Below are 24,833 nucleotides of genomic sequence, written 5' to 3' on the forward strand. Positions count from 1 at the left end.
AGCGCAGAGTTCCTGTCGCTACCCTGTCAGCCTACACGTAATACTAAGTAGGCTTCATATATAAGTGGGCGCTACACCGGGGTGAAAACCCCGACGGTTTCCGCTCCTTTGCGTCGGATCTGTTGCACTAGCCAGTCCATCAGCAGGCGGCCCGCCGAGGGGTGGGTGGCCTCGGGATCGTGCTGCAAAGCGTGCCAGCGCATCACATCCTCGTTGGCGGGACTGTCGTCGAGTAGCCCAGTGAGAGGACAGGCTGCCAGCGGACGCGGATGCGGCGCACCCAGCCGGGCGAACTGCCAATGGTAGGCCAACCCGCCCAGGTAGGTTCGCGGCGCATTCGGCTGCACGTCGAGGGTGAAGCCGCGTGCCCAGCCGGCAGCCTCCACGGCGGGCAGCGGCCGGGTGAGGTAGTACCCCTGCCCCAGCGGCGCGCCGAGGACGACGGCGGCCTCGGTGATCCCGAGATCCTCCAACCCCTCAATGGCGACGTTCATTTCGAAATCACGGCCCATCTGGATGAGGGACGCAATCATGCTCAGCGTCTCCACAGGCTTCCTGCGGATCTCGGTGAGCAGCTCGCGATCCAGCTTGATGGCGCTGAAGGGGAGCACCGACAGTCGTTTCAGGCTGCTGTGGCCGGCGCCGAGGTCATCCATGGCCAGCCCGACACCGAGGCCCACGAGCTGATCCAGGGCATCGCGCTGCACCTCCCACTCCAGGGTCTGTGATTCAAGCAACTCGAGACCCAACCGGTTCGGGGCAATATTATGGCGCTCCAGAGCGTCACGCACCAGAGTGAGACAGTCCGGATTCAGGAGCGTGCTCGGGGGAAGGTTCACCGAGATGTTCGCCTGCAGCCCTTCCCCATCCCAGGTGGCGACCCAGCCGAGCGCCTGATCAAGCATCCCGACAAAGAGCAGGTCAAGCTCATTTTTGGTCAGATAGGGAAGGAACTCGCCGGGCGAAGCAATCCGCCCGTCGGCCATCCGCAGCCGGGCCAACGCCTCAAACAGGTGCACCGACCCATCTCGGAGGTCAACCACCGGTTGCATGAACGCCTCGAGCCTCCCTGAGTGCAACCGCTCCCGGTAACTGTCGATGACGCTGCTATCCGGCCGCCCGCCGACGCCAGTCACGCCCGCTGCCAGATAATTCAGGTCGGACCCCAATCCGGCCTCCGGTTCAGCAGCAGCCAGCGTCCACCACCGGTCACGGTTGCTCTTCAACTTCTTCGACTGATACAACGCTTCATCGGCATTCCGCAGCAACGACGCCATGTCGCACCCATCGCGGGGATACAACGCGAGCCCCATGCTCATCCCCACCCTGATGCTTCTCCCATTGACGTTGAACGGCCGTTCCACCGCATCGTGCAGCGAATCCAGGATTCCAGCGAGCACTACCGGCGCCGCCGCGCGGTCAATGTCCTTCACCAGGAGAATGAATTCGTCGCCGCCCATCCGGCCGAGAAAATCGCCGTCGCGCAATATGGCCTGCATGCGCACAGCCCATTCTTTGAGGACGTGGTCCCCAGCTTCGTGGCCGAATGCGTTGTTGACGGCGCGGAAGTCGTCAAGGTCGATCATGCCTACGGCTGCCGTGACCTTGGTGTGGTCGCCCCGGGCGAACACGTCCTGGAACCGTTCGGTGAGCGCCACCCGGTTTGGCAGCCCTGTCACCTGATCATGCATCGCCTGGAACCGCAGTTGCTCGTTCAGGGCAATCCGCGTGTTGATGTCCCGTTGGACGCTGGCATAGTGGGCGACCCGACCGTCGGCGTCGCGCAGCGGGACCACGCTCAGGTCATTCCAAAATGCTGACCCGTCCTTGCGGTAGTTAAGGATTTCCCCGCGGAAGGGCTCCCCCGCGGCCAGTGCCGTCCTCATGACCCGTTTGGTCTCAGGATCAGATCCAGGCCCCTGCAGCAACCGGCAGTTCAGCCCCACCACATCCTCAGGGCTGTATCCAGTAATAGTGGTGAAGAACTGCGAAACGTGGACGATGTTCTGGCTGGCATCGGTGATTAGTGTGACCTCGGAGGTAGCTGCGTGGGCCTGCGCAAACAGCGACTCGGGCAATACCTCACCCTCGAACCGAGGTTCCCATTTGGTCGCCATTGAACTCATCCCCTAGTGTGCTTCGTTACTCCGACGTCGCACGCCAACGAACGTTTGGCGGCCCAGTCTTACGGTGGGCGATCCGTTTCCCCAGATCAATTCCTCTAGAGGAATGGTAGCGGCAATTGTGAGAGGTAGATCACCACGGTTACATTGGGCCAGACCCACCCGCGCTGAGGAAGGACACCGTGAGCGATCGGAAGCAATCCGAACACCCCCTGACCGAGGCTGCCGCTCACCTGTATGCCCTCCCCCTCGAAGAGTTCACCGCCGAACGCAACGCGCGGGCGAAAAGCGCCGATGACAAGCTGCTATCCGGTCAGATCAGGCGGCTCCCCAAACCTTCGATGGCAGCGTGGCTGGTCAACATGCTCGTCCAACACCGCCGGGACGCCGTTGACGAGGCCCTTGAGCTGGGGATGGCTCTGCGCAATGCCCAGGAAGAGCTAGATCAGAAACGGATGAAGGAACTCGGACAGCAGCGGCAGCGGCTACTCAGCGGGCTGGGCACGGTGGGCCTCTCGCTCGCGAAAGAACTCGGCCATGGTGTCAGCGCCACGGTCGCAGCCGAAGTGGAGCAGACGTTCCGTGCCGCCATGACCGACGCGGATGCCGCCGCCGCGGTGTCCACCGGGCGGCTTCTGCGCGTCCTGAGCGCCAGCGGCTGGGACGCCGTCGACCTCGAAGGTGCTGTGGGAGGGCCGTTTGAGCAGGCTAGCACCGCCACCGGCAGGGCCGGGGTTGGGAAGATCACCGCCGGAGAGAACGGGGTCGACGAGGAGCGCATCGACAGCGCGCGCACCGCACTGGAGGACGCCGAGCGCACTCTGGCGGAGGCCGACGACGACGCCGAGGACGCGGAACGCAGGATCGACAAGTTCCAGGACCGCCGTACCGGGTTGTCCACAGAGATTGAGGACCTGCAGCACCGTCTCGCCGAGTTGAGGGCAGACCTCAAGTCACTCGACCACCAGATCGACGACGCCGAACAGGAACAGTCGGCCGCGGTCCGCGCCGTCCGTGATGCGCAGCGCGCCGTGGACAGCGCCCGACGGCGGTTGGACAAGCTCCTCTGAGGCGGCACGGGGCAGGCCGGGATCCTTGCATCATTCGTAGTGCAGGGCCAGACTACGAGCATCCGCCACCTACCCCACCCTGGAGGTCCCGCCATGTCAGCAATAGCCACCTGCCTCTGGTTTGATGCACAGGCCGAGGAGGCAGCGAAATTCTACGTTTCGCTGCTCGACAATTCCCGGATCACCGATGTCTCGCGGTTTGGCGACAACGGCCCGCAGCCGGACGGCACGGCGATAATGGTGCAGTTTGAGCTGGACGGAGTCGCCTTTCAGGCCCTGAACGGTGGACCACAGTTTGCCTTCACCGAAGCGGTCTCGCTCTCGGTCAGCACCACGTCGCAGAAGGAGACCGACCGGCTGTGGGACGCGCTGACAGCAGATGGGGGTGAGGAATCGATGTGTGGGTGGTTGAAGGACAGGTATGGGTTGGCCTGGCAGATTGTCCCCGCCCGGCTCGGCGAGCTCCTGTCCGGAGCTGATGCCGAGGGAAGCGCCAGGGCCATGCATACGATGCTGAAAATGCGGAAGATCGACATAGGGGTACTCGAACGCGCCTACCTCGGCTAACGGCGCTCGGCAACGGATCTGTCCCGCCACCAGTTGACCGTTGCCGCCGCTGCTTCAGGCAACGGGGTGGGGGTCAGCCCCAACCGCTGCTCCGACGCTGTGGAGTCCATGATGAAGGGGTGCTCCGTCTGGTACAGCAGTTCCGTCAGCTCGCGCATCAAGGGCTGCACCCGTCCGAGTACCCGAACAAACCAGCCCGGCACCGCGACGACGTTGGGGGTCGGCACGCCCGCGGCCTTGGCGAAGGCGGCGACCAGTTGCCGTTGGGTGCTCGCGCGCAGGGTCGGCGCGTGCAACACCGTGTTCCACACCCGCTCGTCGCGGGCCGCGGTGATCAATGCGGCTGCGAGATCGGGGACGTAGGTGAAGGAATGCGGGGTGTCTGCGCTCCCGATCACGCTGATCCGCCGGCTGGCAATCACCCGGGGCACCACCCGCTCACCCATTTGGGACTGCAGCACCCGGGGGCCGAAAAAGTCGGCCGAGACAACGCTCACCGTGGGGGTCGGTGAGGCCTCCCGCGCCTTCAACAGGTCAGTGCGGACTCCGCGCTTACCTCCCGTCGCGTCGCGGGGACCGGCTTCGGTCATCACCTGTTCCGGCTTGCTGTAGGAGTAGAGGCTTTCGGGAAAGACGACGACGGCGCCCTCGCGTCCTGCAGCAGCCAGGATGTTTTGCTCTGACCGGGGAAGCTCCCGCCGCCAGGCGTCGGCGTTGTAGGCGGCGTGAATGCAGTGGAAGACGGCGGAGGCACCCTCAACGGCTTTAGTCACCGCCGTCGGGTCCGACACATCCACCGGCTGCCGTTGGATTAGCTGCGAGTCGGGGCCGGTGCCGTTCCTGGTCAGTATCCGCACCCGGTGACCGGCGCCAGCGAGCAACTCGGCTACCGTCCATCCGACCGGACCAGCCCCGGTAACCACCATCTGCTCCATGCTCGTTCCTTCCAGAAGGCATTGAGGGGCGAAACTATTGGCAGGAGTTGAAGGGATTATGTCGCATTCCCAGTTCGCCGTCCATGCCCCCGAAAGCGGCAATGCCCACGGGTCTTTAGTTGCTAACCGGCGCGAAACCTCGCGTTAATCCGCCGCTGTCACCATTGAAGTGACCCAACCGGCCTTCCAATGAGGAATCAATGACACGCATCGGCCTAATCAGGGTTCTCACTTCGAGTGATCCCCGACTGTTGAACATCCACGGTCGCGCGGTCCGCGACGCGTTCGGTGTGGAAGTTGTTTCGCGAGCGGTCCACGACCAGCCGGAAGGCGTCCACGACCAGTTGACTCACGATTTCGCGTCCCCCAAGGTCATGGCTCTCGCCGCCGACCTGGCACCCCACGTTGACGGCATCATGATTAGTTGTTCCTCCGATCCTGGGCTGGAGGACGTACGCAGCCTCGTTGATATTCCGGTGGTGGGCGCCGGCTCTGCAGGGGCGGCCGCTGCCCTCGCCCTGGGCTCCCGGATTGGTGTGCTCGCGCTCAGCACAGAGCCGCCGCTTGCCGTTGCCCGGGTGCTGGGTGAGCATTTGCATTCGGTTCAGGCGCCCGACGGCGTCACCCACACCCAGGATCTACTCACGCCGTCCGGGGTTTACGAAACCTATCTCGCGGCTGAGCGGCTGGTTGACGCGGGAGCCGACGTCATCCTGCAGGCGTGCACTGGGCTGACCAGCATGGGGGTCTCGCGCGAACTTCGCCGGCGGTACGGCCTACCCGTGGTCGACGCCGTCCTGGCGGCGGGGTCGACTTTGACCCTGCAGTTGGGCAGTTCCGACGCTCGGCACCACGCGGGCGGGGAGTTCGCCAAACTGGCCGGTTAGCCGTTGGTGTGTTCCCGTCCGCTGAGCTACCGGGGCTACTCAGGCTGCCCGGGGTGCTGGCGGCGCCCGAGCTTGGTGAGCGAGTCCCACCGCCGGGCCGCGAGACGGCGTAACTCACCGTTCGCATCCGTTGCCCGATTCTGAGTGCTCGATCGGCGGCGGCTGGGCCAGCTCACCGATTTTCCTTTGGGTGCGCTGGGGGAAGACGCCGCTGAATCGGGCCGTTCCACCGCCGGCCCGTCGACTTTTCGATTTTTCTTCATCATCCCTTTTGACCCCCAGTTAGACCTCTGATCTGATCATAGGGGCCAACGGTGGCCTGGTAAACACCCGACGGCCCTGTCCGTATTAGGGGCGGGTAGGAATGAAGGACCGTTCGCGTATCGCCAACCCATAATCGAGTAGTCGGCACGCGTTACATCGCCGCCGTGTCCTCCTAACCTGAAATCCCACGGGAAGACAGGACACCATGATCGACTACGCCATCGAATCTCTGCCCCTCTATTCCCCGGGGACGCTCAAGGACCTGGAACGTGAGCTCGAGAACCCTGAAGCCTGCAACGCCTTTGTCCAGATTTCCATCGGCATGTGGGATCAACGGTTCTACCGACTCAGTCGGGCCGCCGAAGATCGGGATGAGCGTCTCCTGATGGATGTCATCCTCAGTATCGAAAGCTCCAGCAGAATGCTGGGACTTCTCCAGCTCGCCGCCTTGGCGGGTGTGCTGAAAACCAGACTGAAGCATCAGGATCTGGACGGCGTAGTCGGTCTCCTGCCATCCCTCGAACAGTGCGGGACGCTGAGCATGCGCGAGCTGCGAGCGGCGTACCCCGCCTAGACCGGCGGCGATCCGGGACGGAACCTCGATGGCGCGAAGACCTGTCGAGGGACCACCGCCCGGATCGTTGCCACCCACACGATCGGGGGTTTACCAGTCGTGAATGGTCCCGTCCTTGAGCCGGTTGAACGGCAGGTAGGCGGGGGTGTATGGATGGGCCGCTGCAGCGTCCAGATCGAGTTCGACACCGAGTCCCGGCTGCTCGCCCGGGTGCAGGTAGCCGTCCTTGAAGGAGAAGGACTGCTGAAACACCTCGTTGGTGAGATCGCCGTGCCGCATGTACTCCTGGATGCCGAAGTTGTGGATTGCCAGGTCCAGGTGCAGGGCCGCGGCCATCCCCACCGGCGAGATGTCGGTGGGCCCGTGGATGCCCGACTTGATCTGGTATTGGGCCGCATAGTCGAGGATCTTCTTCATCGCGCTGATTCCCCCGGTGTGGGTGACTGCCGAGCGAACGTAGTCAATCAGCTGCTCGCGGATCAGGGTCTGGTAGTCGAACACGGTGTTGAACACCTCCCCGATGGCCAGCGGCGTGGTGGTGTGCTGCCGGACCAGCCGCAGCGCATCCTGGTTCTCCGCCGGGGTGCAGTCCTCCAGCCAGAACAGGTCATACGGTTCCAGCGACTTGCCCAGGCGGGCCGCCTCGATCGGCGTCATCCGGTGGTGGCCGTCGTGCAGCAGCGGCAGTTCCGGTCCGAACTCGTTGCGCACCGCCTCGAACACGGTGGGGATATGCCTCAGGTAGGCGCGGGTGTCCCAGTCCTCCTCGGCGGGAAGGGCCGCGCGCTGCGCCGGCTCGTAGTCGTAGCGGGTTCCACCGGCGCTCGGCTGGGCTGCCACCCCGTACACGGCATCGATGCCCGGCACGGCGGTCTGGATCCGGATCGCCTTGTATCCCAGCTCAAGGTGTTCCCGGACGGAGTCGAGGATCTCGGGGATGTCCCGCCCGCTGGCGTGGCCGTAGGCACGGATGCCGTCCCGTGACGCGCCGCCGAGCAGTTGGTACAGCGGCATGCCAGCGGCTTTGGCTTTGATATCCCAGAGCGCGACGTCGACGGCCGCGATCGCCGCCATGGTCACCGGCCCCCGGCGCCAGTACGCTCCGCGGTAGAGGAACTGCCAGGTGTCCTCAATCCGGTGCGCGTCCCGTCCAATCAGCAGCGGCACCACATGGTGTTCCAGATACGCAGCGGCGGCCAGCTCGCGCCCATTCAACGTGGCGTCGCCAAGCCCGGTCAGGCCATCCTCGGTGGTGATCTGGAGAGTGACGAAGTTCCGATCCGGACTCGACACGATCACTTCTGCGCTCTTGATTTTCACTTACGTCTCCTTGCTACGAACTTCAGACAAACGGATTGGGCCGACTAGCGGATCGTGCTGCCTGCCGATTGGGCGGTCAGGGCAAGTTCGCTGCGATACGGCAGGTTCTCCCAGTCGCCCGACCCGGAAACAGCAAACGCGCCGAGCGTCGCCCCGCGCAGCAGTCGCCCGGCGGTTGGCTCCCCATCGAGCAACGCTGAGAGATACCCGGCCGTGAACGCATCACCGGCCCCCACCGTATCCACCACCGGCACCGGGATCGCGCTCTGGTGCACCGGCCGCTCCCCCGCGGTGAAAGTCGAGGCACCAGCCGCACCGCGCTTAACGACGACGTCTCGCACCCCGCGCACGTGCAGGCCCGCCACGGCTTCGGCTTCCGAAACGCTGGGGGCCACGAGGGCCAGTTCGTCGTCGGAAGCGATGACGATGTCGGCCAGGTCAACCAGCGGGCCAAGCACCGCCGAAGCCTCGGAGACGGCCCACAGTTTCGCCCGATAGTTGACGTCGAAGCTCACCAGGATGCCCCGACGTTTCGCTTCACCCGCCGCCCACAGGGTGGCTTCAGCCGCAGACACGGAGAGCGCAGGGGTAATCCCGGTGAGGTGCAGGACCCGCGGGTTGCCTTCCAGCGCCGCCCGCAAGTCATCGCTGCAGAGCGCCGAACCGGCCGAATTCGCCCGGTAGTAGGCGGCCCGCGACACCTCAGCGATCCGCCGCTCCAGCAGCATCAGGCCGGTGGGGCGCCTGGGGTCGACGACGACGCCGTCGGTCACCACGGCCTCGGCGCGCAGGGTCCGCAATGCGAAGGTCCCCACTTCGTCGGCTCCGAGCCTGCCCACCCAGCTCACCCGGTGGCCGAGCCGGGCGAGCCCGATCGCGACGTTGGTTTCAGCGCCGCCGAGCGACATGGTCATCGCGCCCCCGGCACGCAGCAAGCCCGCAGCCCGGATCGACGCCATGGTTTCGCCGAAGGTGACTACCTCAATTTTTAAGGCGCATGCATTGCATGCAGTGCATGCACTTTCACATTCGGATTGTGCCTGCAATGCCTGCAATGCCTGCAATGCATGCACGTTTTCCGAAGGACTACCTCCCACCGCTCCTTCACTAGGAACCGAGCTACTCCCCGCTGGCCCCCTGTCAGCATCCGCACTCATCCGGCGACCGCCGCCGCGAGCTCCAGGTACCGCCGGGCACGCTGCCGCAGTTCGGTCAGGTCCCCGCCCGACGCCGAGTCCCCCACCAGCGGTGAGCCGACGCCGACGGCAACGGCGCCGCGGGCGAGGTAATCGGCGGCTGCTGCCTCGTCCACTCCGCCGACCGGCACAAACGGGATGGCCGGGAACGGGTCACGCAGGGCCGAAAGGAAGCGGGGCCCGCCAAGTGAGGCGGGGAAGAGTTTGATCGCAGTGGCGCCCTGGTCCATTGCCGAGTACACCTCGGTGGGGGTCAGTGCGCCGGCAATGACCGGCAGCTGGAGCCTGACGCCTGCGGCGACTGATGCGGAGACCGCCGGAGTCACGAGGAACTGTCCACCGGCAGCGGCGACCCGCTCGGCGTCGTCGGCGGTCAGGACCGTACCGGCCCCGACGGTCGCCCGGTCCCCCACCTCCTGACGCACCGCGGCAATGACGTCGACGGCGTCGGGGGTGTTCAGCGACACCTCGAGGTAGCGGACCCCCTCGTCGACCAGGGCTACGGCGGCACGGATTGAGGCATCCCGGTCGGTACCGCGGATGATGGCCAGCAAGCGGGAGCTGCTGAGTCCGGCAAGAAAGTCAGACATGGGTGGTCCTTTCGTAGGGCTGGAAGGCCGGTTTACCACTCGGCGTAGGAGCCGTCGTCGTGCCGCCACACGGGTGAACGCCAGGCGTGGCCGCTCTTGTCTGCCCGCCGGACGGCTGCTTCATCGATTTCGATGCCCAGACCCGGACCGGTGAGGCGCTCCACGTGGCCGTCCACGAACTTCAGCGGGGTCTTGTCGAGGACATAGTCGAGCACTTCGGCGCCCTGGTTGTAGTGGATGCCGATGCTCTGTTCCTGGATCAGGAAGTTGGTGGTCGCGAAGCCCACCTGCAGGCAGGCGGCGAGCGCCAGCGGACCCAGCGGGCAGTGCGGCGCGAGCTGGACGTCGTAGACCTCGGCAAGGGAGGCGATCTTGCGGACCTCGGTGATGCCACCGGCATGCGAGAGATCCGGTTGCGCGACGGCGATGCCCGCCTGCAACACCGGGAGGAATTCCTGCCGGTTGTAGAGCCGCTCCCCGGTGGCGATGGGGATGCTCGTGGAACTGGTCAGCCCACCGATCAGGTGCGAATTCTCCGGCACCGTCGGCTCCTCCAGGAAGAAGGGGTGCAACGGTTCCAGCAACGGTGCAACCCGCCGCGTGTTGGCAAGGGTGAACCGCCCATGGAAGTCGACGGCCACGTCCCGGTGCGGGCCGAGCACCTCGCGGGCAGCGGCGACGCGCTCCACCACGGCGTCGATCTCCGCAACGCTGCCAAGCGGGCTCATCCGACCGCTGGCATTCATCTTCACTGCGGTCAGTCCCACCTCAAGCTGGGCGGAGATGGAGTCAGCCACCTCGGCGGGTTCGTCGCCGCCCACCCAGCCGTACATCCTGATCCGGTCGCGGACATGCCCGCCGAGCAACTGGTGCACTGGCACGCCGAGCGATTTCCCGGCAATGTCCCACAGTGCCTGGTCCAACCCGGCGACGGCGCTGGCCAGGATGGCGCCGCCACGATAGAAGGAGCCCTTCGTCATGACCTGCCAGTGGTCCTCGATCCGGAGCGGGTCGGCGCCGATCAGCAACTCGGAGAGCTGCTCGACGGCGGTCCGCACCGTCTCGGAGCGACCCTCCACCACCGGCTCGCCCCAGCCGACAATGCCGCTGTCAGTTTCCACCCTGACGAACAGCCACCGCGGTGGGACGAGGAAGGTTTCGATCCTGCTAATGCGCATGAATATTGCTTTCGGAGAGGTACGCGACAATGTGGTCAACCATTGCCTGTGGTGGGAGGGAAAGGTCGACGGTCAGGCCGCGTTCGTCGTCGCCCAGGGTCTGCAGGCTCTCGTACTGGGAGGCAAGCAGCGACGGCGGCATGTACTCGTGTTCCCGCTCGGAGATCCGTGCGGCCACCAGTTCAATGGTGCCGTGCGGGTGCACCACCACCAGTTCTGGGACGTGACCGCGGAGCAGGTCCCGGTACGCGAGTTTGAGAGCCGAACAGGCGACGACGACGCCGGCTTTCCGGCCTTCGGCGAGCACCGCACCGACGGTGTGTAGCCAGGGAAGCCGGTTGTCGTCGGTGAGGGGCGTCCCCGCGGCCATCAGGGTTTTGTTGTCCACCGGGTGCAGGTCATCACCGTCAACGAAGGCGACGCCGAGGCGTTCAGCGAGCAGCGACCCGATGGTGCTTTTGCCAGAACCCTGCACCCCCATGACCACGATCGGCGGCGTTTTTGAGTCTGCCATGACCTAGCCTTTGGTCGCGCCGGCGGTCAGGCCGGAAACGATGTACTTCTGGGTGAACAGCGCGATCACCATGATCGGGATAGTGACCACCACGGAAGCGGCCATCAGGCCTCCCCAGTCGATGCTGGCGTAGGCCACGAAGTTGAAGATGGCCACGGGCAGCGTCTTCGTCTCGGCGCCGGAGAGCACCAGGGCGAACATGAAGTTGTTCCACGAGAAGATGAAAGACAGGATTCCGGCCGTTGCCACGCCGCCGATGGACAGGGGCAGGGTGATCCGCAAGAAGGCGCCGATGTGGGTGAGTCCATCCACCCGGGCCGCTTCCTCGAGCTCAAGGGGCATCGAATCGTAGTAGGACATCATGATGTACACGATCAGCGGCAGGGCCACGAACATGTGTGAGAGGATCAGCACCCCGTACCCGCCCACCAGGGACAGGTTGGAGAACACGTAGTACCAGGGCACCAGCAGGCTCACGCCCGGGATGATGCGGGCCATCAGCACCACCAGCGCTGAACGGCGCATCGCGAACCGGCTCATGGAGTAGGCCGCCGGGACGCCGATAATCAGGGATAGCGCCGTCGACGCGAACGCCACCCAGAAGCTGTTGAACACGAACGAGAAGTAGTTGTTGCGGCCCAACACCGTTTCGTAGTTGGCGGTGGTGGGGGTGAAGATCAAGGTCTTGCTGGCGTCGTAGATGTCGACGTTGGTCTTCAGCGAGGCCAGGAACATCCAGACCAGCGGAGCGATGAACGCGAGGACCACGAGGGTCAGGGCGACAACGCGGAAGATCTTGTAGCCCTGCCGGCGAAGTGGTTTCTTCCGGCGCGCGGGAATGCCGGTGGGCTTGGTGCTGCCCTGGCTGAGGTTGGGGGCGATGGTGCTCATGAGCTACACGTCCTTCCGGCGCCGGGTCAGAACCCACATGGCCGCGATGATGATGAGGAAGAAAAGGATCAGGACGGTTGAGGACAACCCGTAGTCGTTGTAGTCGAAGCTAAGCCCGTAGGCGTAGATATTCAGCGTCTCCACCTCGTTGAAGGATCCACCGCCGCGCCCCTTGGTGGCGTACAGCAGGTCGAAGGTTTTGAGCGCGTCGATGCTGCGCAGGAGGACCGCCACAATGATGGTCGGCATCAGCAGGGGGACGGTGACGTAGCGGAACCGCTGCCACGCGTTGGCGCCGTCGATCCGGGCCGCCTCATCCGGCTCCTCGGAGAGGGAGGTGAGCCCGGCGAGCAGGATGATGACCACCATGGGGGTCCACTGCCAGATGTCGATGAAAATCACTGTGGGTAGCGCGGTCGCCTGACCGGAGAGCCAGGGCTGGGGCGGAATGCCCACAAAGCCGAGCACCTGGTTGGCGAACCCGATGTTGGGGTCGAAGATCAGCCGCCACATCATGCCGACGGCGACCGGGGTGGCGACCAGGGGCAGGAGGATGGCCACCCGGACCCATTTTTCGCCCTTGAACGGGCGCCACAGCAGGAGTGCGATGCACATGCCCAGGATCATCTGGACGGCGAGCGCCACAGAGGTGAAGGCGAAGGTGCGCCCGACGGCGGGCCAGAAGCGTTCAGTGTCGGTGAGCACTTCGGCGTAGTTGGCGAAACCGATGAACTCGGATTCGGCGCGGACCGACCCTGAGGAGTCGGTCAGGCTCAGGTACATGGTCCAGCCGAGCGGGAAGATGATGAGGATGCCGACGAAGATCATGGCCGGCGCCGCGAACAGCCACTTCCGGTGGTTGTTGGCCCAGTCGGAGTAGGCCTTGTAGTGGGTGTTCCCCGGCCTGCGGTCCTTCGGCGGGTTGATCCTCGGTGGGGAGGCGACAGTCATGGTCAACGTCCTTGGTGCGCTAATGGCAATGGTTGCAAAGGTGATGGGTGGAGCGCGTCAGGGTGAGGCGGCCGGCCGGTCAGCGGGGCCGGTGGTTGCGCCGCCCAGCGGAGGTTGTCTCCGCCGGGCGGCGCCGCATCACAGGGCGGCTACGGGAGCCGCCGTCGAACACTATTCGCGTTCGTCATCCAGGAAGGCCTGGAAGGATTCGCTCGCTGCATCAGCTGCCGCGTCGACGTCGCCGCCGGTGATGCCGATCACGATCGGATCGCCCACCACTTCACGGGCTTCAGCCACGTTGATGACGAGCGGGCGGTCGTAGCCGACGCCGTTTTCGGCGCTGGCTTCGATGGCGGCAGTAAGATCCTCGGGGTAGGTCGAGGTGCCTTCAGGGTCGGCCCAGACCGAGGTACGCGGTCCCGGGACGCCTTCCTGCTGGATTTCGAGAACCATTTCCTTGCTGGTGGCCCATTCGAGGAACTTCCAGGCGTTGTCCTGGTTCTTCGACGCCTCGTTGATGCCGAGGCCCCACGATGGCACGTTGTAGGGCTTGGAACCGGCCGGACCCGCGGGCAGTGGTGCGAAGCCGACGTTCTCGGCAACCTGCGAGTTCGCGGGGTCGGTGGCGTTCTGATAGAGGCTGTCAGCCTCGGTGTAGAAGGCTGCACCGCCCTGGGTGAAGATGGCCATGGCTTCGGGCCAGCTCATGTCGGTGCTGACATTCTCTGGACCGTATTCGTTGATCATGCGGCCGTAGTACTCGTAGGCTTCCTTGGCTTCCGGTGAGGCGATCGCTGAGTTGCCTTCCTCATCGATGAAGTCGCCGCCGAAGCTGTAGAGGAAGCTGGAGAACTGGGTGACTGCCGGTGACTTGCCGGTGCGGGCGACGAAGCCTGCGACGTCTGGGTTCTCTTCGCTGATCTGCTTCGCGGCGGCTTCCAGCTCTTCGAGAGTCTCCGGGACCTCAAGGCCTGCAGCCTCGAGGATGTCGGTGCGGTAGTACAGCACCTCGCGCTCGGTGATCGTGGGAATGCCCACGACCTTGTCCTCGAACGTGGTGGAGTCGACGGGTCCGCTCTGGAAGTCGGACCATTCCCAGTCTGCGTTGGATTCGACGCGTTCGGTCAGATCCGCCAGGTAGCCGTTCTGGGCGAACAGCTTGCCTTCCTGCAGTGGCCGGTACATCATGACGTCGATCTCATCGGTGCCGGCGTTGAGCTGCACGTTGTACTGGGCCGATAGCTGGTCTTCGCCGAGCTGCGTCAGTTCAACCGTCAGACCGGTCTCTTCCTCAAATTCAGGGATGGCCTCGATGATCTTTTCGGTCCACACATGGTTGGCGAGGGTGACCCGCAGAGTGTCGGACGCTTCGCCGTCGCCGCCGCCGCCTCCGCCGCATGCTGCAAGGGTTCCGCCCAGCAATGCCGTCAATGCCAGTCCGGCTACCCGCATAGTTTTGCGTTGCACTGTTGCTCCAGTTCTCTTCGTTGAGGACACCCGCAATAGTCGGGGCCAGGAGTAGATGATCGGTTTACATCTGCTAATAGCCACGATAGTAGTGACAAAGATCATACTTATGCAACCCCGTTACTCAAATGGGATGCTCTTGATACGCTTCACTTCATGCAGCCAACTGAACCCCATTCCACCGGTGTCATGCCCTCTGGCCTGCATGCGTCAGTGGTTGATCAGATGGGACTGGCGATCGGGGCCGGCGAATGGGCCGCCGGATCGGTGATGCGGATCGAAGAGCTCGAGGAGCGCTACGGCGTCTCCCGCTCGGTCATCCGCGAGGTGCTGCGTGTCCTTGCCTCCATGGGAATGGTCGAATCACGACGGCGGGTGGGCGTTCAGGTGCTGCCCGCCACCGAGTGGAACCTCTACGACCGCCAGGTCATCAGGTGGCGCCTCGCCTCCCCGGGGCGGGTCGCCCAGCTTCGCTCATTGACCGAGTTGCGCACGGCCGTGGAGCCGCAGGCCGCCCGGCTGGCAGCACTGCGGGCGCCGCTGGCCGACGCCAGCGAGCTCATGGGGCTGGCCGGAAAGCTGTGGGCCGCCGGGCAGGACGGCGACACTGAACTGTTCCTGACCCTCGACATCCAGTTCCACCGCCTGGTGCTATCCAGCTCCGGGAACGAGATGTTCGGGAAGCTCAACTCCCTCGTCGCCGAGGTTCTGACCGGGCGAACCCACTATGGGCTCATGCCCGAGCACCCGCACGACGAGGCACTGCAACTGCACGTCGACGTCGCCAGCGCCATCCAGCGCGGCAACCCGGTCGATGCCCACCACTCAATGCTCGCCATCATGGAACGTGCCATGACCGAAATGAGCACGCTCTGGGATGAAGCAGCGCACAAATAGTAGAACGACAGGGCCGCCAGGACAGCCCCAAAGGCGTAAAATTGCAGGTCACAGAGATGAAGGAGGATCACCCATAACCCACCACCCGCAGCACCCTTTGACGCTGCACAAGCAAGGAGGACAGTGATGGAAAGAAACGCGGAGGACCCACATGTAGTGGTCGGCGTCGACGGCTCGGGGCCCTCAATTCTGGCCTTAAGGCTGGCCGCCAAACTGGCTCCGGCTCTCGGAGCTGAAATACACGCCGTCGCCTGCTGGGATTATCCGAAAATGTATGAGGAGTACGTTCTGCCGGATATGACGGTCTTCGAAAAGGGTGCACACAATCGTCTCGACGAGGCAATCCAGGAAGCCTTCGGCGACGACCCGCCTCCTGGGTTCACCAGCACCACCGTCCGCGGGCATGCTCCGACCAAGTTGGTTGAAGCCGGCGCCAAAGCACAATTGCTGGTACTCGGGCGGCGCGGCCATGGTGGCCTGCGCGGCCTGCATCTGGGATCGGTGAGCAACGCCTGCGTGGCCCGTGCCGTGTGCCCCGTCGTCGTCGTGCATGAAGACGGCAAATCCGAGCCCCACCACCGCTGGAGGGACCGTTACCGCCAGAATGTCCCGCTGGAGCCCTATGATCTAATCTGACAGCTACACAGGAGCCAACCAATCGTCGTCGTGATGTAATGCAACTGGTGATGCCGCGCCGGGGAGAGGATTTCGCCGCCGCGTGACCGCGTTTCGTCAGAGAGGACGAAGATGACTGACTCACGGCTGGGGCCGGATCCGTTGCTGCACGACGTCTGGCGGGTAGACGGGGCGCAGGAGCGGCTGAACACGGTGGCCGATCTGGCACGCGACCTTGCCGGAAGGTTTGAGCTGCAGCCACTCCTTGAGCGGATCCTCGGGCATGCCGCAACCCTGCTGGGCTGCGCATCGGGCTCCCTCTCGCTCGTCAACGAGGCGAGCGGAACCTATGCGAAAAAGGTGGATTTCGGCGTCGGCTGCCAGGAGGGCCAGACGTTCTCCCTCGATGAAGGCGTCACCGGGCAGGTGGTGCGCGAGCGCTCGACAGTGATCCTCAGGACCTACAGCGACGTCGCGAAAGGCCACATCTCCCCCGACGATCCACGGTGGAACTGCGCGGTCATTGGCGTGCCCATCCAGTGGGATGAGCGGGTGATTGGCACCTGCATCATCTTCGGGGCGAACCCTGAGCGGGTGTTTACGCCCGACGACGCCGCACTGGCTGAGCTTTTCGCCAGCCATGCAGCAATAGCGTTGAAGAATTCGGAGCTGCACGCCATCGCGTCCGAGCGCGAGCAGGAGGCCGCGATCGGCGTGGAACGGGAGCGCGCCGTCCGCGACGTTCACGAAACCATCGGCAGGTCCCTCGCCAGCCTCCTCCTCAGCCTCGACGACGCCGACAAAGCGGTCCGGCAGCACGGCTTTGTCGGCGCTGCGTCCCGGCACATCGGCACCGCCCGGAACATTGCCCACGATGCGCTGGCCGAAACCCGCCGCACCGTTCTCGGGATGGGCCCGGCGTCGCTCGCGGGCCGGGATCTCGACGCGGCGGTCGCCGCGGAACTGACCTGGGTCGAATCGATGGGCGCCGCCGAAACCCAGCTCACCGTCATCGGGGCGCCGCGTGCCCTTGCCCCCGAAATCGAGCATCAGGCGTTCAAGATCATCCAGGAAGCGCTGGGCAATGTGGTGTTCCACTCGCGGGCCACGAGCGTGCGGGTGGGACTGGTGTATGACACGGATTCACTCGCCGTCCTGGTGGAAGACAACGGGCGCGGGTTCGATCTGGCGGCGACCCACGGGGATCACTCCGCCCTGCCCTCGGGCTGCCTTGGCCTGCATGGGATGACCTCGCGGGCTGTCCACCTGGGCGGGGACCTGCACATTGACACCACACCGGGTTGGGGCACCAAGGTCCGCGCCACTCTTCCGGATAAGATTCCGGAGCGGGGCGGACACCCGCAGTCGCGATGGAAGGTGCTGATCGGCAACGACAAGCCCCTGATCAGCGCCGGCCTGGTCAGGCTGCTGCAGCTCAGTGAGCCAGCAGTGCAGATCGCCGCCGAAGTCAGTGCTGCTGCGCAGCTACTGGACGCTTATGAACTGCTGCGGCCTGACGTCCTGGTGGTCGATTTGGCCATGATCCAGACAGCCACGCCGGATTTGCTCGCCCAGATCAGGGAGCTGGACCCCTACGCCGCCATCGTGGTGCTCACAGATAATCCGACAGCGGATCAGGTTCGTTCAGCCAAGCAGGCCGGGGTGCGCGGCTTCATCAGCCGCTCGGCCGACGGCGAAGCGATCGCCCGCGTGATTGTGGCGGCCGGCCAGGGCCAGGCCCTGGTGGAAGGGGACATCTTCGATTCGTTGATGTCGTCCGCTCCGGAGGACCCCGCCCAGGACAACTTCACCGTGCGCGAGCGCCAGGTGCGGGACATGGTGCTGCAGGGCATGGCCGATAAGCAGATAGCCCGTGAACTCCAGATTTCGGCGAAGACCGTCGAGAAGCACGTCGGTTCGCTGCTCCGCAAAACCGGTGCCAGCAACCGCACCATGCTGGTCAGCATGACGGCTTCCTAACCGATTGCTGCCCTGGTTCGCTTCCTAGCCGTTCAGTGCCCGGGTTCGCCCTCCCCTGTCCCGCTTCCCTGGAACGCTTCCGTTAGAACACCCGCATCGCAATTTCGGCGGGGTCGCCCAGCAGCGACTCGATTTCGTCGTCGAGCCGGACCAGGGTGATTGACGCACCGGCCATGTCGAGCGACGTGCAGTACTCACCGACATAGCTGCGGCCGACAGTAATTCCCTTGGCGGCCAACTGCTTGTGGGCCTGCCCGTACAGGAGATAGAGCTCGCTGATGGGAGTGCCGCCGAGGCCGTTCACCATCAGGGCTACTCGGTCGCCGTCCTTGAACGGCAGGTCGTTGACCACCGGCTCAAGGATTTCGTCGACAATGTCGTTGGCTGGCATCATCTTGGCCCGCCGCCGGCCCGGTTCGCCGTGGATGCCCACGCCCACCTCGATCTCGTCCTCGCCCAGCTCAAAGAGCGGACTGCCCTTCGCTGGTGGGGTGCAGGCGGTCAGTGCCACGCCCATGGTGCGGGTCACCGAGTTCACCTTTTCGCCCACCCGGATCACCTCGTCGAGGTCCGCGCCGCGCTCGGCCGCCGCGGCCACCGCCTTGATCACGAAGAAGTTGCCGGCGACACCGCGCCGGCCGATCGTGTAGGTCGAGTCCTGCACCGAGACGTCGTCGTCAATGAACAGGGTTTTCACGTTCACGCCCTCGGCTGCGGCCATCTCCTGGGCCATGTCGAAGACCATTTTGTCGCCGGTGTAATTGTTCACCAGTAGCAGCACGCCCTTGGGGGAGGCCAGCAGTTTGGTCGTTTCGAAAACGTAGTCGAACGGGGGCGCGGCGAACACGTCACCCGGGCAGGCGGCGTCGAGCATCCCTTTGCCCACGGCCATCACGTGTGCCGGTTCGTGGCCGGACCCCGATCCCTGGACGATCGACACCTTGTTCTCATTGGGGCTGTCGGACCGCATGATCAGGTTGTATTCCGGGACGTACCGCAGTGTGTCGGGGTTCGCCAGGGCAAGGCCTTCGAGCATTTCCGGAACAAACTGCTTGGGATCATTGACGAACTTTTTCATGAGGGCTCCACATCGTTGTGTTGAAATAGCAGGTCTGGGAAGGGGCTAGCGTGCCGCCCATTCAGAGGTCAGTCGTTCGATCATGATGGCTACTGCCACCGCGCCGGCGTCGGGAGAGCCGATGCTCCTCTTTCCGCTGTAGCTGGCCCGTCCGCGCCTGGCCTCCAGCGAGCTGGTGGCGTCGGCCGCGGCCCGGGCGGTGTCGCAGAAGACTTTGAGGCAGCCGGCGGCGTCGGTTCCCTTGCCGAGTTCTCGTTCGAGCTCGTCGGTCGCCGGGACGATCGCGTCGAGGAGGGTCTTGTCCCCCAGCTCGGCACTGCCGCGCGCCTTGATGCCATCGGTGGCAGCGCGCAGCATTGCCACAACCGTGGCGCCGTCCATGATTCCCGACGCCTTCGCCGCAGCCGAAGCCCTGAGGAACGCGGTCCCCCAGAGCGGGCCGGAGGTGCCGCCAATACGGCTGGAAATGGCCAGCGCAATCTGCTGCAGGAAGGTGGCGGGGTCGTCGCGTTTGAAGGTATCCCAGTCGGCCAGGACTTTCTCGAAGCCGCGGGCCAGCGAGTAACCGAGATCGCCGTCGCCGACGACTGCATCAAGGTCCCCGAATTCCTTCTCCTTGTCCACTGCCGTCTGCGCAATGGAGTGGACCACAAATTCGACATTCTTGAGGTCAGTGGATGTCATGATGCCTCCGGACTGGTTACGGCGGACGGGGAGTCCAGTAGCTGGTGCAGGGTGGCGAGGGTGACGACGCCGGCCACCTCGACGTCGAGCGGGTTAGCCAGCACCTCGGAGGCCTCCCCGGAGTCCCCGGGGTCCCGGTGGTCTCCTGGGTCCCCGAGCGAACTGACCACCAGGGACGCGCCGGTGAAGTCCTCATCCCGGGTGAACCCGCTGACAGTCACCACGGTGCGCAGGCCCGCGGCGACGGCGGCGCGGAGCCCGTTCGAACTGTCCTCCACCACCACAGCGTCATCGGTGCCAAGGCCCAGTTCCTCGAGTGCGAGCAGATAGATGTCCGGGGCCGGCTTTTTGCGGGGCACCACGTCGCCCGCAAACACGGCAAAGTGGGCGGCAAGATCCTGCCCAACTGCGTGGGTCAACACGGCCCGGACCGCAGGTTCCGCGGAGGTGGAGGCAACGGCGAGGCCCCAACCGGCGTCGTGGGCTTCACTGACCAGACGGGCAATTCCCGGCCGCGCCGGCATCACACCTCCGTCCACCAGATCCGTGTAGATTGCGGTCTTGCGTTTGTGCCAGGCAAGGATCGCGGCGTCCTTGGCGGCGTCGTCGCGCAGTCCAAGTTGGCTGCTTACGTCGTCGGTGAGGATGCTGCGCATGCGTTCCTTGCCGCCGCCAATTTTCACCTTCTCCGCGTAGTCCTCGACGCTCCACTGCACGGGAACTGAGAATTCCTCGAAGGTGCTGTTGAAGGCGGGGAGATGGCCGAATTGCTCGGTGTCGGCGAGCACACCGTCGCAGTCAAAAATCAGGGTGGGCATGGGCTGTTATCTGCCTTTCCCGGCGCTGCCGAACTGGTCGGCGAGCTCCTTGACCATAGCGATCACGTCGCTGCGGGTGTGTATGAACAGTGAGGGTGGATCCCACTTGTTGTTTTGCTCGGCCTGCTTAAGGAAGGTCAGGCTGGACTGCATGAACTTTTCCTTCAGCGCCGTGGAGATGTTGACCTTGGCACAGCCGCGGGCAATCAGGTCCTGGAACTGTTCAGGGGTCAGCCCGCTGCCGCCGTGCAGGGCTATGGGTATCGAACGCGCTTCAACAATTTCGCTGACCCGATTGACGTCCAAGACGGGTGCGGCCTTGTAGGTGCCGTGGGCGTTGCCGATTGACGGTGCGAAAACGTCGATGCCGGTAGCGTCGATGAAGTTCAGGGCCGTTTCGAGGCTCTGCTGTTTGGCGACGTCGTCGGAACCGTGGTCGTCCTCGACGCCGGTGATCGCCTCGATTTCCCCTTCCACCTGGGCACCGTAGCTGCGTGCCTCGCGGACCACCTCGATGGTCTGGCGTTGGTTTTCCTCGACCGGGAGGGCTGAGGCATCAAACAAAACCGAGTTCCAGCCGGCCTTCAGACACTCGGTCACCACGTCGCGGTCCGGGCAGTGGTCCAGGTGGAGGGTGACCGGCACCTCGATGCCACGGGTCATTGACTCCCACATCTCAAAAAGGACCCGGGAGCCAATGCTGCGCACGGTTTTCACTGATGTCTGGAGGATCACCGGGGAATTGCATTCGACGGCGCCAGCGAGCACCGCCTCCATGGTCAGGTCATTAAAAATGTTGATCGCCGGCACTCCGTAACGCGCTGCGAACGCCGGATCGACAATGTCCTTTAAGGGCACAACACCCACGGCAAAACCTCCTTGTTGGCTGGTTCCACGGTAGGCGAGAACCCCGCCTGTCGGTATGAGGGAACACCCACCCCCTCATGGGGGTAATCACTACTTGGCAAGCCGCCAAATGCCAACAACGCTGTCCAGAGCACAGAGCTGTGCTGACCCACGTTGAGGAAGAGGAAGCTCATGGCAACTGGAACCGTGTTGGAGACTGTCACCCTTGAAGAGGCCCGCCGCGTGATCGACGCCGCCGCCGAGAAAGCCACCGAGATTGGCCAGCCCATGGATATTGCAGTGGTCGATGCCGGCGGCAACCTGAAGTCGCACGTCCGGATGGACGGCGCGAATATCGGCAGCATCACCATCGCGATCAATAAGGCCTACACCGCAATCGCCTTCCAGTGCGAAACCGGAGTCCTCCAGGACATGACCAGGCACGATGGGCCCATCTTCGGTCTCAGCGACGCCCACGGTGGCCGGCTCGTGGTGTTCCCGGGTGGCATTCCACTCGTGCGGGATGGAAGCATCGTGGGTGCTATCGGCGTGTCCACGGGATCGATTGACCAGGATCAGCAGGTGGCCGAAGCGGGCGCCGCAGCGTTCTCTGCGGTGCCTGTGTCCTGACCCCCAATGTTCTGACCCAGGTGTTCTGACTCCAGGCGTTCTAACCCCCAGGTGTTCTGACTGCTGGCCACCTCGCCAGGAGCACCCAGACAAAAGGGCATCCGGGCAAGGTCCCGAAGGGGTAGCCCGAATTAAAACGTGCATGCATTGCATGCAGTGCATGCACTTGGCTGATCAGAGAATGCATGCATCGCATGCAGTGCATGCACTTTTTCTGCGCAACACCCCTCCCACCCCGTCGAGTCAGCGCTGCCGCCTTGGGGCATCCGAACGGTGATCAGTTGGCCAGCACCCGCGCCATCAGGGCTGGATCGACGGATCCACCCGACACGACCGCCGCGACCGTTGCACCGCGCGGCGCCAAGTCGTGCATCCAGGCTGCGGTGGCGACGGCGCCGGACGGTTCGGCGACGAGGCGTCCCTCCACCGCGATGTGACGCACCGCCGCAAGAATTTGTTCCTCGGAGACTGTCACAACGTCGTCGACGTAGCGCCGGATGTGTTCCCAGGGGTGGACGCCGACGGCCGGCGTGCGGAGCCCGTCCGCGACCGTGCGGTAGGTGAGCTTGGTGTCCCAGGTGATGCGGCGCTGCTCGCGCAGGCTTTCGGCAGCGTCGGCCGCGAGTTCGGGTTCGACGCCGATCACCTGCACCTCGGGGCGCAGCGACTTGATGGCAGTCGCGATTCCGGAAATGAGCCCGCCACCCGAGATGGGAACGAGGACGACGTCGAGGTCGGGCAGCTGCTCGATGAGTTCCAGGCCGACCGTGCCCTGACCGGCGATGATGCGGACGTCGTCGTAGGGCGGTACCTCAACGTAGCCGTGTTCGGCAGCGAGTTCCACGGTGCGGCTGTCCCGTTCAGATGCTGGCACAAGCACCACTTCGGCGCCGAGCGCGCGAACGGCTGCCACCTTGGTGGGCGGGGCGGCGTCGGGCATGACGATGACGGCGTGCAGGTCGAGCCGTTTGGCCAGCCAGGCGACGGCGCGGGCGTGGTTGCCTGAGGACTGGGCGATGATGCCGCGTTCGCGGGACTCATCGAGTACCTGGGAGATGGTGTTGTAGGCGCCGCGGAGTTTGAAGGCGCCGGTCGGCTGCAGGGATTCGGCTTTCAGGTGCAGGATGTCGGACGGTCGGTCCGGATGAGGCAACGCGATGATCGGGGTGCGTAGCACCAGGTCCTGGATTCGGTCGGCGGCGGCTCGGATGTCGTCGAGAGTAACCAGCTGGGTTTCGGTGCCCGAGGTTGGCTTGTCCGCTGTGGCATAGGCGTTATCCATAGGTGGATCCTACGCGGTGGTGTCGGAGCGGCAAGCGGTTGCCGAATCTGTTAAGGATCCGGTCGCTATTCGCAGCCCACCCCGTCGCCGTCTCGGTCCAGATGGGTGCCGTAGCCGGGCTGCCCCCGGTAGACCGGCGCAGCTCCCGCATTCCGGGCGGCCGTGCAGTTTTCGTAGTAGGCCGCAGGGGCTGGGACGGGAACCGGTTCAGGCACGGGTGCGGGTGCGGGTGCTGGTGCGGGTGCTGGGGCGGGCTCGGGAGCCGGTGCTGGTTCCGGTGCTGGCGCTGGTGCTGGTTCCGGCGTGGCGACGGGCGCGGCCTGGCTGGTGGGTGCCATCGTGTCGGAGCAGTCAGCAAGAACTCGGGCCATGGCGTCGCGCTCGGCCTGGGTGACCCAGAGCGTATAGGTGGCTTTCACCGAGATCTGCCGGGCCACATACTCACAGCGGAACGACTGGTTGGGCGGCAGCCAGGTGGCGGCGTCGCCCGCCCCCTTTTGAGCGTTGGTGGGACCGTCGGTCGCCTGGAGGTTCAGCGGATCGTTGGCGAAGGCAAGCCGCTGGCCGGCGCTGAGCTGCTGGGCGCCCTTCTGCCAGGCATCGGACAGTGCCACCACGTGGTCGATCTGGACGTCGATGCTGGTGGACTGCCCACGGAAGAAGTCGATGGTGGTGCCGGTATACGGGTCGTCGAGGATACCCGATTGGACCTTACACGGCACCGAATTGGCGTGAACGATCGCTGTCAGGTCTCTGTTCAGCATGTCGTTACGTGTATCGCAGCCGTTGCGGTCGACGTCGGCCCAGGCTTGACCGAACTGGTCGCGGTCGTAACCGGTTTTTGGTGCCCTGCCCTTCACAGCCAGGGTATCCAGCAGATCGAGGGCACGAGTGCCGTACTCGGGCTGGTTTTCGGGTGCGCTCGGGTCGCCGTCCGCGGCAACCACTTCGGCACTGTCGAGCGGAGCAACATCCTGGCTGGGTGTCGGGGCCGGGGTGGGAGTCGGGGTGGCAGTCTCCCGGGGAGTGGCGGATGGGGTTGGAGACGCGGTGACGTCGTCGACCGGGGCCGAGGTGGTCTCTTCGGCGACCGCGGCGGGTGTGGTGTCGCTCGGCGGTGCCAGGACCGCTCCGACCATGAAGGCGACCAGCGCCGCCGCCATGGTGATGGCACCCATCTTGCGGCCGGCGATGCCAGCCCATGACGGCCGATTGGTGACCACTACATAGAGACCCGTAAAGAACGTCACCAGACCTGCCATGGTGACTGCGCCGCTGAGTCCACTGCTCAGGAATCCAAGCACCACGAGGAAGAGGCAGGCACCCGCTGCCACCGCCGTCGAAATCTTGATCTTCGGCTTGTCCGTCGGTGGAGTGGATGGGGGTGGCGTGTTTGAGGCAGGCGGCAGCGACGGATAGTTCAAGTGGTTCCCCCAGGATAGTGATCGTTTGGGTAGCCTACCTGTTGCCTGGGCG

Annotated in this window: 24 protein-coding genes; 8 read left to right on the forward strand and 16 right to left on the reverse strand. The window is 64.6% G+C overall.

Annotated elements, in window-relative coordinates:
* Positions 1 to 71: 71 nt before the first annotated feature.
* Entirely contained in the window at positions 72 to 2,117 is a 2,046-nt protein-coding gene (locus ACX80Z_RS05595; protein WP_459315182.1) for a putative bifunctional diguanylate cyclase/phosphodiesterase, read from the reverse strand.
* 188 nt (positions 2,118 to 2,305) lie between these two features.
* Here ACX80Z_RS05595 and sctO point away from each other — a divergent pair, with 188 nt between their 5' ends.
* Positions 2,306 to 3,193, forward strand: a complete 888-nt coding sequence (gene sctO / locus ACX80Z_RS05600; RefSeq protein ID WP_459315183.1) for a type III secretion system stalk subunit SctO — start codon at positions 2,306 to 2,308, stop codon at positions 3,191 to 3,193.
* Between the two features lie 93 nt (positions 3,194 to 3,286).
* Positions 3,287 to 3,760, forward strand: a complete 474-nt coding sequence (locus ACX80Z_RS05605) for a VOC family protein (protein ID WP_459315184.1) — start codon at positions 3,287 to 3,289, stop codon at positions 3,758 to 3,760.
* Here the strand turns inward: ACX80Z_RS05605 and ACX80Z_RS05610 are convergent.
* Positions 3,757 to 4,695, reverse strand: coding sequence for an NAD-dependent epimerase/dehydratase family protein (locus ACX80Z_RS05610; RefSeq protein ID WP_459315185.1), 939 nt, complete (start codon positions 4,693 to 4,695; stop codon positions 3,757 to 3,759). The genes ACX80Z_RS05605 and ACX80Z_RS05610 overlap by 4 nt on opposite strands.
* 200 nt (positions 4,696 to 4,895) lie before the next feature.
* On the opposite strand from ACX80Z_RS05610, the gene ACX80Z_RS05615 reads away from it, so the two are divergent.
* The gene (locus ACX80Z_RS05615; RefSeq protein ID WP_459315186.1) at positions 4,896 to 5,582 is read left to right on the forward strand and encodes an aspartate/glutamate racemase family protein; all 687 of its coding nucleotides are present in this window, start codon (positions 4,896 to 4,898) and stop codon (positions 5,580 to 5,582) included.
* A 469-nt stretch (positions 5,583 to 6,051) separates the two neighbouring features.
* Positions 6,052 to 6,420, forward strand: a complete 369-nt coding sequence (locus ACX80Z_RS05620) for a hypothetical protein (RefSeq protein WP_459315187.1) — start codon at positions 6,052 to 6,054, stop codon at positions 6,418 to 6,420.
* A 90-nt stretch (positions 6,421 to 6,510) separates the two neighbouring features.
* Here the strand turns inward: ACX80Z_RS05620 and manD are convergent, their stop codons facing one another.
* The 8 genes from manD to ACX80Z_RS05660 form a co-directional block, all read right to left on the reverse strand.
* Positions 6,511 to 7,740 (reverse strand): D-mannonate dehydratase ManD, encoded by a 1,230-nt coding sequence (gene manD, locus ACX80Z_RS05625; protein ID WP_024475764.1) that lies wholly within the window; start codon positions 7,738 to 7,740, stop codon positions 6,511 to 6,513.
* Positions 7,741 to 7,784: 44 nt separating this feature from the next.
* Entirely contained in the window at positions 7,785 to 8,786 is a 1,002-nt protein-coding gene (locus ACX80Z_RS05630) for a sugar kinase (protein ID WP_459315302.1), read from the reverse strand.
* 107 nt (positions 8,787 to 8,893) lie between these two features.
* Positions 8,894 to 9,526, reverse strand: a complete 633-nt coding sequence (locus ACX80Z_RS05635; protein ID WP_459315188.1) for a bifunctional 4-hydroxy-2-oxoglutarate aldolase/2-dehydro-3-deoxy-phosphogluconate aldolase — start codon at positions 9,524 to 9,526, stop codon at positions 8,894 to 8,896.
* A 32-nt stretch (positions 9,527 to 9,558) separates the two neighbouring features.
* Positions 9,559 to 10,704 (reverse strand): galactonate dehydratase, encoded by a 1,146-nt coding sequence (gene dgoD, locus ACX80Z_RS05640; RefSeq protein WP_019481918.1) that lies wholly within the window; start codon positions 10,702 to 10,704, stop codon positions 9,559 to 9,561.
* Positions 10,694 to 11,218, reverse strand: a complete 525-nt coding sequence (locus tag ACX80Z_RS05645; RefSeq protein ID WP_459315189.1) for a gluconokinase — start codon at positions 11,216 to 11,218, stop codon at positions 10,694 to 10,696. Before ACX80Z_RS05645 ends, dgoD begins: the two co-directional genes overlap by 11 nt.
* Before the next feature lie 3 nt (positions 11,219 to 11,221).
* Positions 11,222 to 12,109, reverse strand: coding sequence for a carbohydrate ABC transporter permease (locus tag ACX80Z_RS05650; protein WP_116778220.1), 888 nt, complete (start codon positions 12,107 to 12,109; stop codon positions 11,222 to 11,224).
* A 3-nt stretch (positions 12,110 to 12,112) separates the two neighbouring features.
* Positions 12,113 to 13,060, reverse strand: coding sequence for a carbohydrate ABC transporter permease (locus ACX80Z_RS05655; protein WP_459304460.1), 948 nt, complete (start codon positions 13,058 to 13,060; stop codon positions 12,113 to 12,115).
* A gap of 171 nt (positions 13,061 to 13,231) precedes the next feature.
* The gene (locus tag ACX80Z_RS05660) at positions 13,232 to 14,527 is read right to left on the reverse strand and encodes an ABC transporter substrate-binding protein (protein ID WP_459315190.1); all 1,296 of its coding nucleotides are present in this window, start codon (positions 14,525 to 14,527) and stop codon (positions 13,232 to 13,234) included.
* Positions 14,528 to 14,683: 156 nt separating this feature from the next.
* Here ACX80Z_RS05660 and ACX80Z_RS05665 point away from each other — a divergent pair, with 156 nt between their 5' ends.
* The 3 genes from ACX80Z_RS05665 (at position 14,684) to ACX80Z_RS05675 (ending at position 18,019) form a co-directional block, all read left to right on the forward strand.
* Positions 14,684 to 15,424 carry a FadR/GntR family transcriptional regulator gene (locus tag ACX80Z_RS05665; protein WP_459315191.1) on the forward strand — a complete coding sequence of 247 codons (741 nt, stop codon included), beginning with the start codon at positions 14,684 to 14,686 and terminating at the stop codon, positions 15,422 to 15,424.
* A gap of 126 nt (positions 15,425 to 15,550) precedes the next feature.
* Positions 15,551 to 16,060, forward strand: a complete 510-nt coding sequence (locus ACX80Z_RS05670; protein ID WP_459315192.1) for a universal stress protein — start codon at positions 15,551 to 15,553, stop codon at positions 16,058 to 16,060.
* Positions 16,061 to 16,171: 111 nt separating this feature from the next.
* Positions 16,172 to 18,019 carry a GAF domain-containing protein gene (locus ACX80Z_RS05675; RefSeq protein ID WP_459315193.1) on the forward strand — a complete coding sequence of 616 codons (1,848 nt, stop codon included), beginning with the start codon at positions 16,172 to 16,174 and terminating at the stop codon, positions 18,017 to 18,019.
* 82 nt (positions 18,020 to 18,101) lie between these two features.
* Here ACX80Z_RS05675 and dhaK read toward each other — a convergent pair whose 3' ends face one another.
* The 4 genes from dhaK to ACX80Z_RS05695 are packed head-to-tail and all read right to left on the reverse strand — an operon-like array spanning position 18,102 to position 21,466.
* Complete coding sequence (dhaK, locus tag ACX80Z_RS05680; protein WP_459315194.1) at positions 18,102 to 19,097, reverse strand: dihydroxyacetone kinase subunit DhaK; 996 nt, start codon at positions 19,095 to 19,097, stop codon at positions 18,102 to 18,104.
* A gap of 45 nt (positions 19,098 to 19,142) precedes the next feature.
* On the reverse strand, positions 19,143 to 19,781 hold the full coding sequence (gene dhaL / locus ACX80Z_RS05685; RefSeq protein WP_459315195.1) for a dihydroxyacetone kinase subunit DhaL: 639 nt from the start codon (positions 19,779 to 19,781) through the stop codon (positions 19,143 to 19,145).
* Complete coding sequence (locus tag ACX80Z_RS05690; RefSeq protein WP_459315196.1) at positions 19,778 to 20,599, reverse strand: HAD-IA family hydrolase; 822 nt, start codon at positions 20,597 to 20,599, stop codon at positions 19,778 to 19,780. Before ACX80Z_RS05690 ends, dhaL begins: the two co-directional genes overlap by 4 nt.
* 6 nt (positions 20,600 to 20,605) lie before the next feature.
* Complete coding sequence (locus tag ACX80Z_RS05695) at positions 20,606 to 21,466, reverse strand: class II fructose-bisphosphate aldolase (RefSeq protein ID WP_459315197.1); 861 nt, start codon at positions 21,464 to 21,466, stop codon at positions 20,606 to 20,608.
* A gap of 171 nt (positions 21,467 to 21,637) precedes the next feature.
* On the opposite strand from ACX80Z_RS05695, the gene ACX80Z_RS05700 reads away from it, so the two are divergent.
* Positions 21,638 to 22,075, forward strand: a complete 438-nt coding sequence (locus ACX80Z_RS05700; RefSeq protein WP_459315198.1) for a GlcG/HbpS family heme-binding protein — start codon at positions 21,638 to 21,640, stop codon at positions 22,073 to 22,075.
* A 277-nt stretch (positions 22,076 to 22,352) separates the two neighbouring features.
* On the opposite strand, the gene ACX80Z_RS05705 is transcribed toward ACX80Z_RS05700, so the two are convergent.
* The gene (locus ACX80Z_RS05705; protein WP_459315199.1) at positions 22,353 to 23,357 is read right to left on the reverse strand and encodes a threonine ammonia-lyase; all 1,005 of its coding nucleotides are present in this window, start codon (positions 23,355 to 23,357) and stop codon (positions 22,353 to 22,355) included.
* A gap of 65 nt (positions 23,358 to 23,422) precedes the next feature.
* On the reverse strand, positions 23,423 to 24,781 hold the full coding sequence (locus ACX80Z_RS05710; RefSeq protein WP_459315200.1) for a GmrSD restriction endonuclease domain-containing protein: 1,359 nt from the start codon (positions 24,779 to 24,781) through the stop codon (positions 23,423 to 23,425).
* Positions 24,782 to 24,833: the final 52 nt, after the last annotated feature.

The sequence above is a fragment of the Arthrobacter sp. TMT4-20 genome, assembly GCF_054510775.1.

What these genes read in the sequence shown, in the direction of transcription:
- ACX80Z_RS05700 (WP_459315198.1), top strand. Translation starts at nt 21,638, where the DNA reads ATGGCAACTGGAACCGTGTTGGAGACTGTCACCCTTGAAGAGGCCCGC.
- ACX80Z_RS05610 (WP_459315185.1), bottom strand. Translation starts at nt 4,695, where the DNA reads ATGGAGCAGATGGTGGTTACCGGGGCTGGTCCGGTCGGATGGACGGTA.
- dgoD (WP_019481918.1), bottom strand. Translation starts at nt 10,704, where the DNA reads ATGCGCATTAGCAGGATCGAAACCTTCCTCGTCCCACCGCGGTGGCTG.
- ACX80Z_RS05635 (WP_459315188.1), bottom strand. Translation starts at nt 9,526, where the DNA reads ATGTCTGACTTTCTTGCCGGACTCAGCAGCTCCCGCTTGCTGGCCATC.
- ACX80Z_RS05675 (WP_459315193.1), top strand. Translation starts at nt 16,172, where the DNA reads ATGACTGACTCACGGCTGGGGCCGGATCCGTTGCTGCACGACGTCTGG.
- dhaK (WP_459315194.1), bottom strand. Translation starts at nt 19,097, where the DNA reads ATGAAAAAGTTCGTCAATGATCCCAAGCAGTTTGTTCCGGAAATGCTC.
- ACX80Z_RS05615 (WP_459315186.1), top strand. Translation starts at nt 4,896, where the DNA reads ATGACACGCATCGGCCTAATCAGGGTTCTCACTTCGAGTGATCCCCGA.
- ACX80Z_RS05665 (WP_459315191.1), top strand. Translation starts at nt 14,684, where the DNA reads ATGCAGCCAACTGAACCCCATTCCACCGGTGTCATGCCCTCTGGCCTG.
- ACX80Z_RS05595 (WP_459315182.1), bottom strand. Translation starts at nt 2,117, where the DNA reads ATGGCGACCAAATGGGAACCTCGGTTCGAGGGTGAGGTATTGCCCGAG.
- dhaL (WP_459315195.1), bottom strand. Translation starts at nt 19,781, where the DNA reads ATGACATCCACTGACCTCAAGAATGTCGAATTTGTGGTCCACTCCATT.
- ACX80Z_RS05705 (WP_459315199.1), bottom strand. Translation starts at nt 23,357, where the DNA reads ATGGATAACGCCTATGCCACAGCGGACAAGCCAACCTCGGGCACCGAA.
- ACX80Z_RS05670 (WP_459315192.1), top strand. Translation starts at nt 15,551, where the DNA reads ATGGAAAGAAACGCGGAGGACCCACATGTAGTGGTCGGCGTCGACGGC.
- ACX80Z_RS05645 (WP_459315189.1), bottom strand. Translation starts at nt 11,218, where the DNA reads ATGGCAGACTCAAAAACGCCGCCGATCGTGGTCATGGGGGTGCAGGGT.
- ACX80Z_RS05690 (WP_459315196.1), bottom strand. Translation starts at nt 20,599, where the DNA reads ATGCCCACCCTGATTTTTGACTGCGACGGTGTGCTCGCCGACACCGAG.
- ACX80Z_RS05655 (WP_459304460.1), bottom strand. Translation starts at nt 13,060, where the DNA reads ATGACTGTCGCCTCCCCACCGAGGATCAACCCGCCGAAGGACCGCAGG.
- ACX80Z_RS05605 (WP_459315184.1), top strand. Translation starts at nt 3,287, where the DNA reads ATGTCAGCAATAGCCACCTGCCTCTGGTTTGATGCACAGGCCGAGGAG.
- ACX80Z_RS05620 (WP_459315187.1), top strand. Translation starts at nt 6,052, where the DNA reads ATGATCGACTACGCCATCGAATCTCTGCCCCTCTATTCCCCGGGGACG.
- ACX80Z_RS05650 (WP_116778220.1), bottom strand. Translation starts at nt 12,109, where the DNA reads ATGAGCACCATCGCCCCCAACCTCAGCCAGGGCAGCACCAAGCCCACC.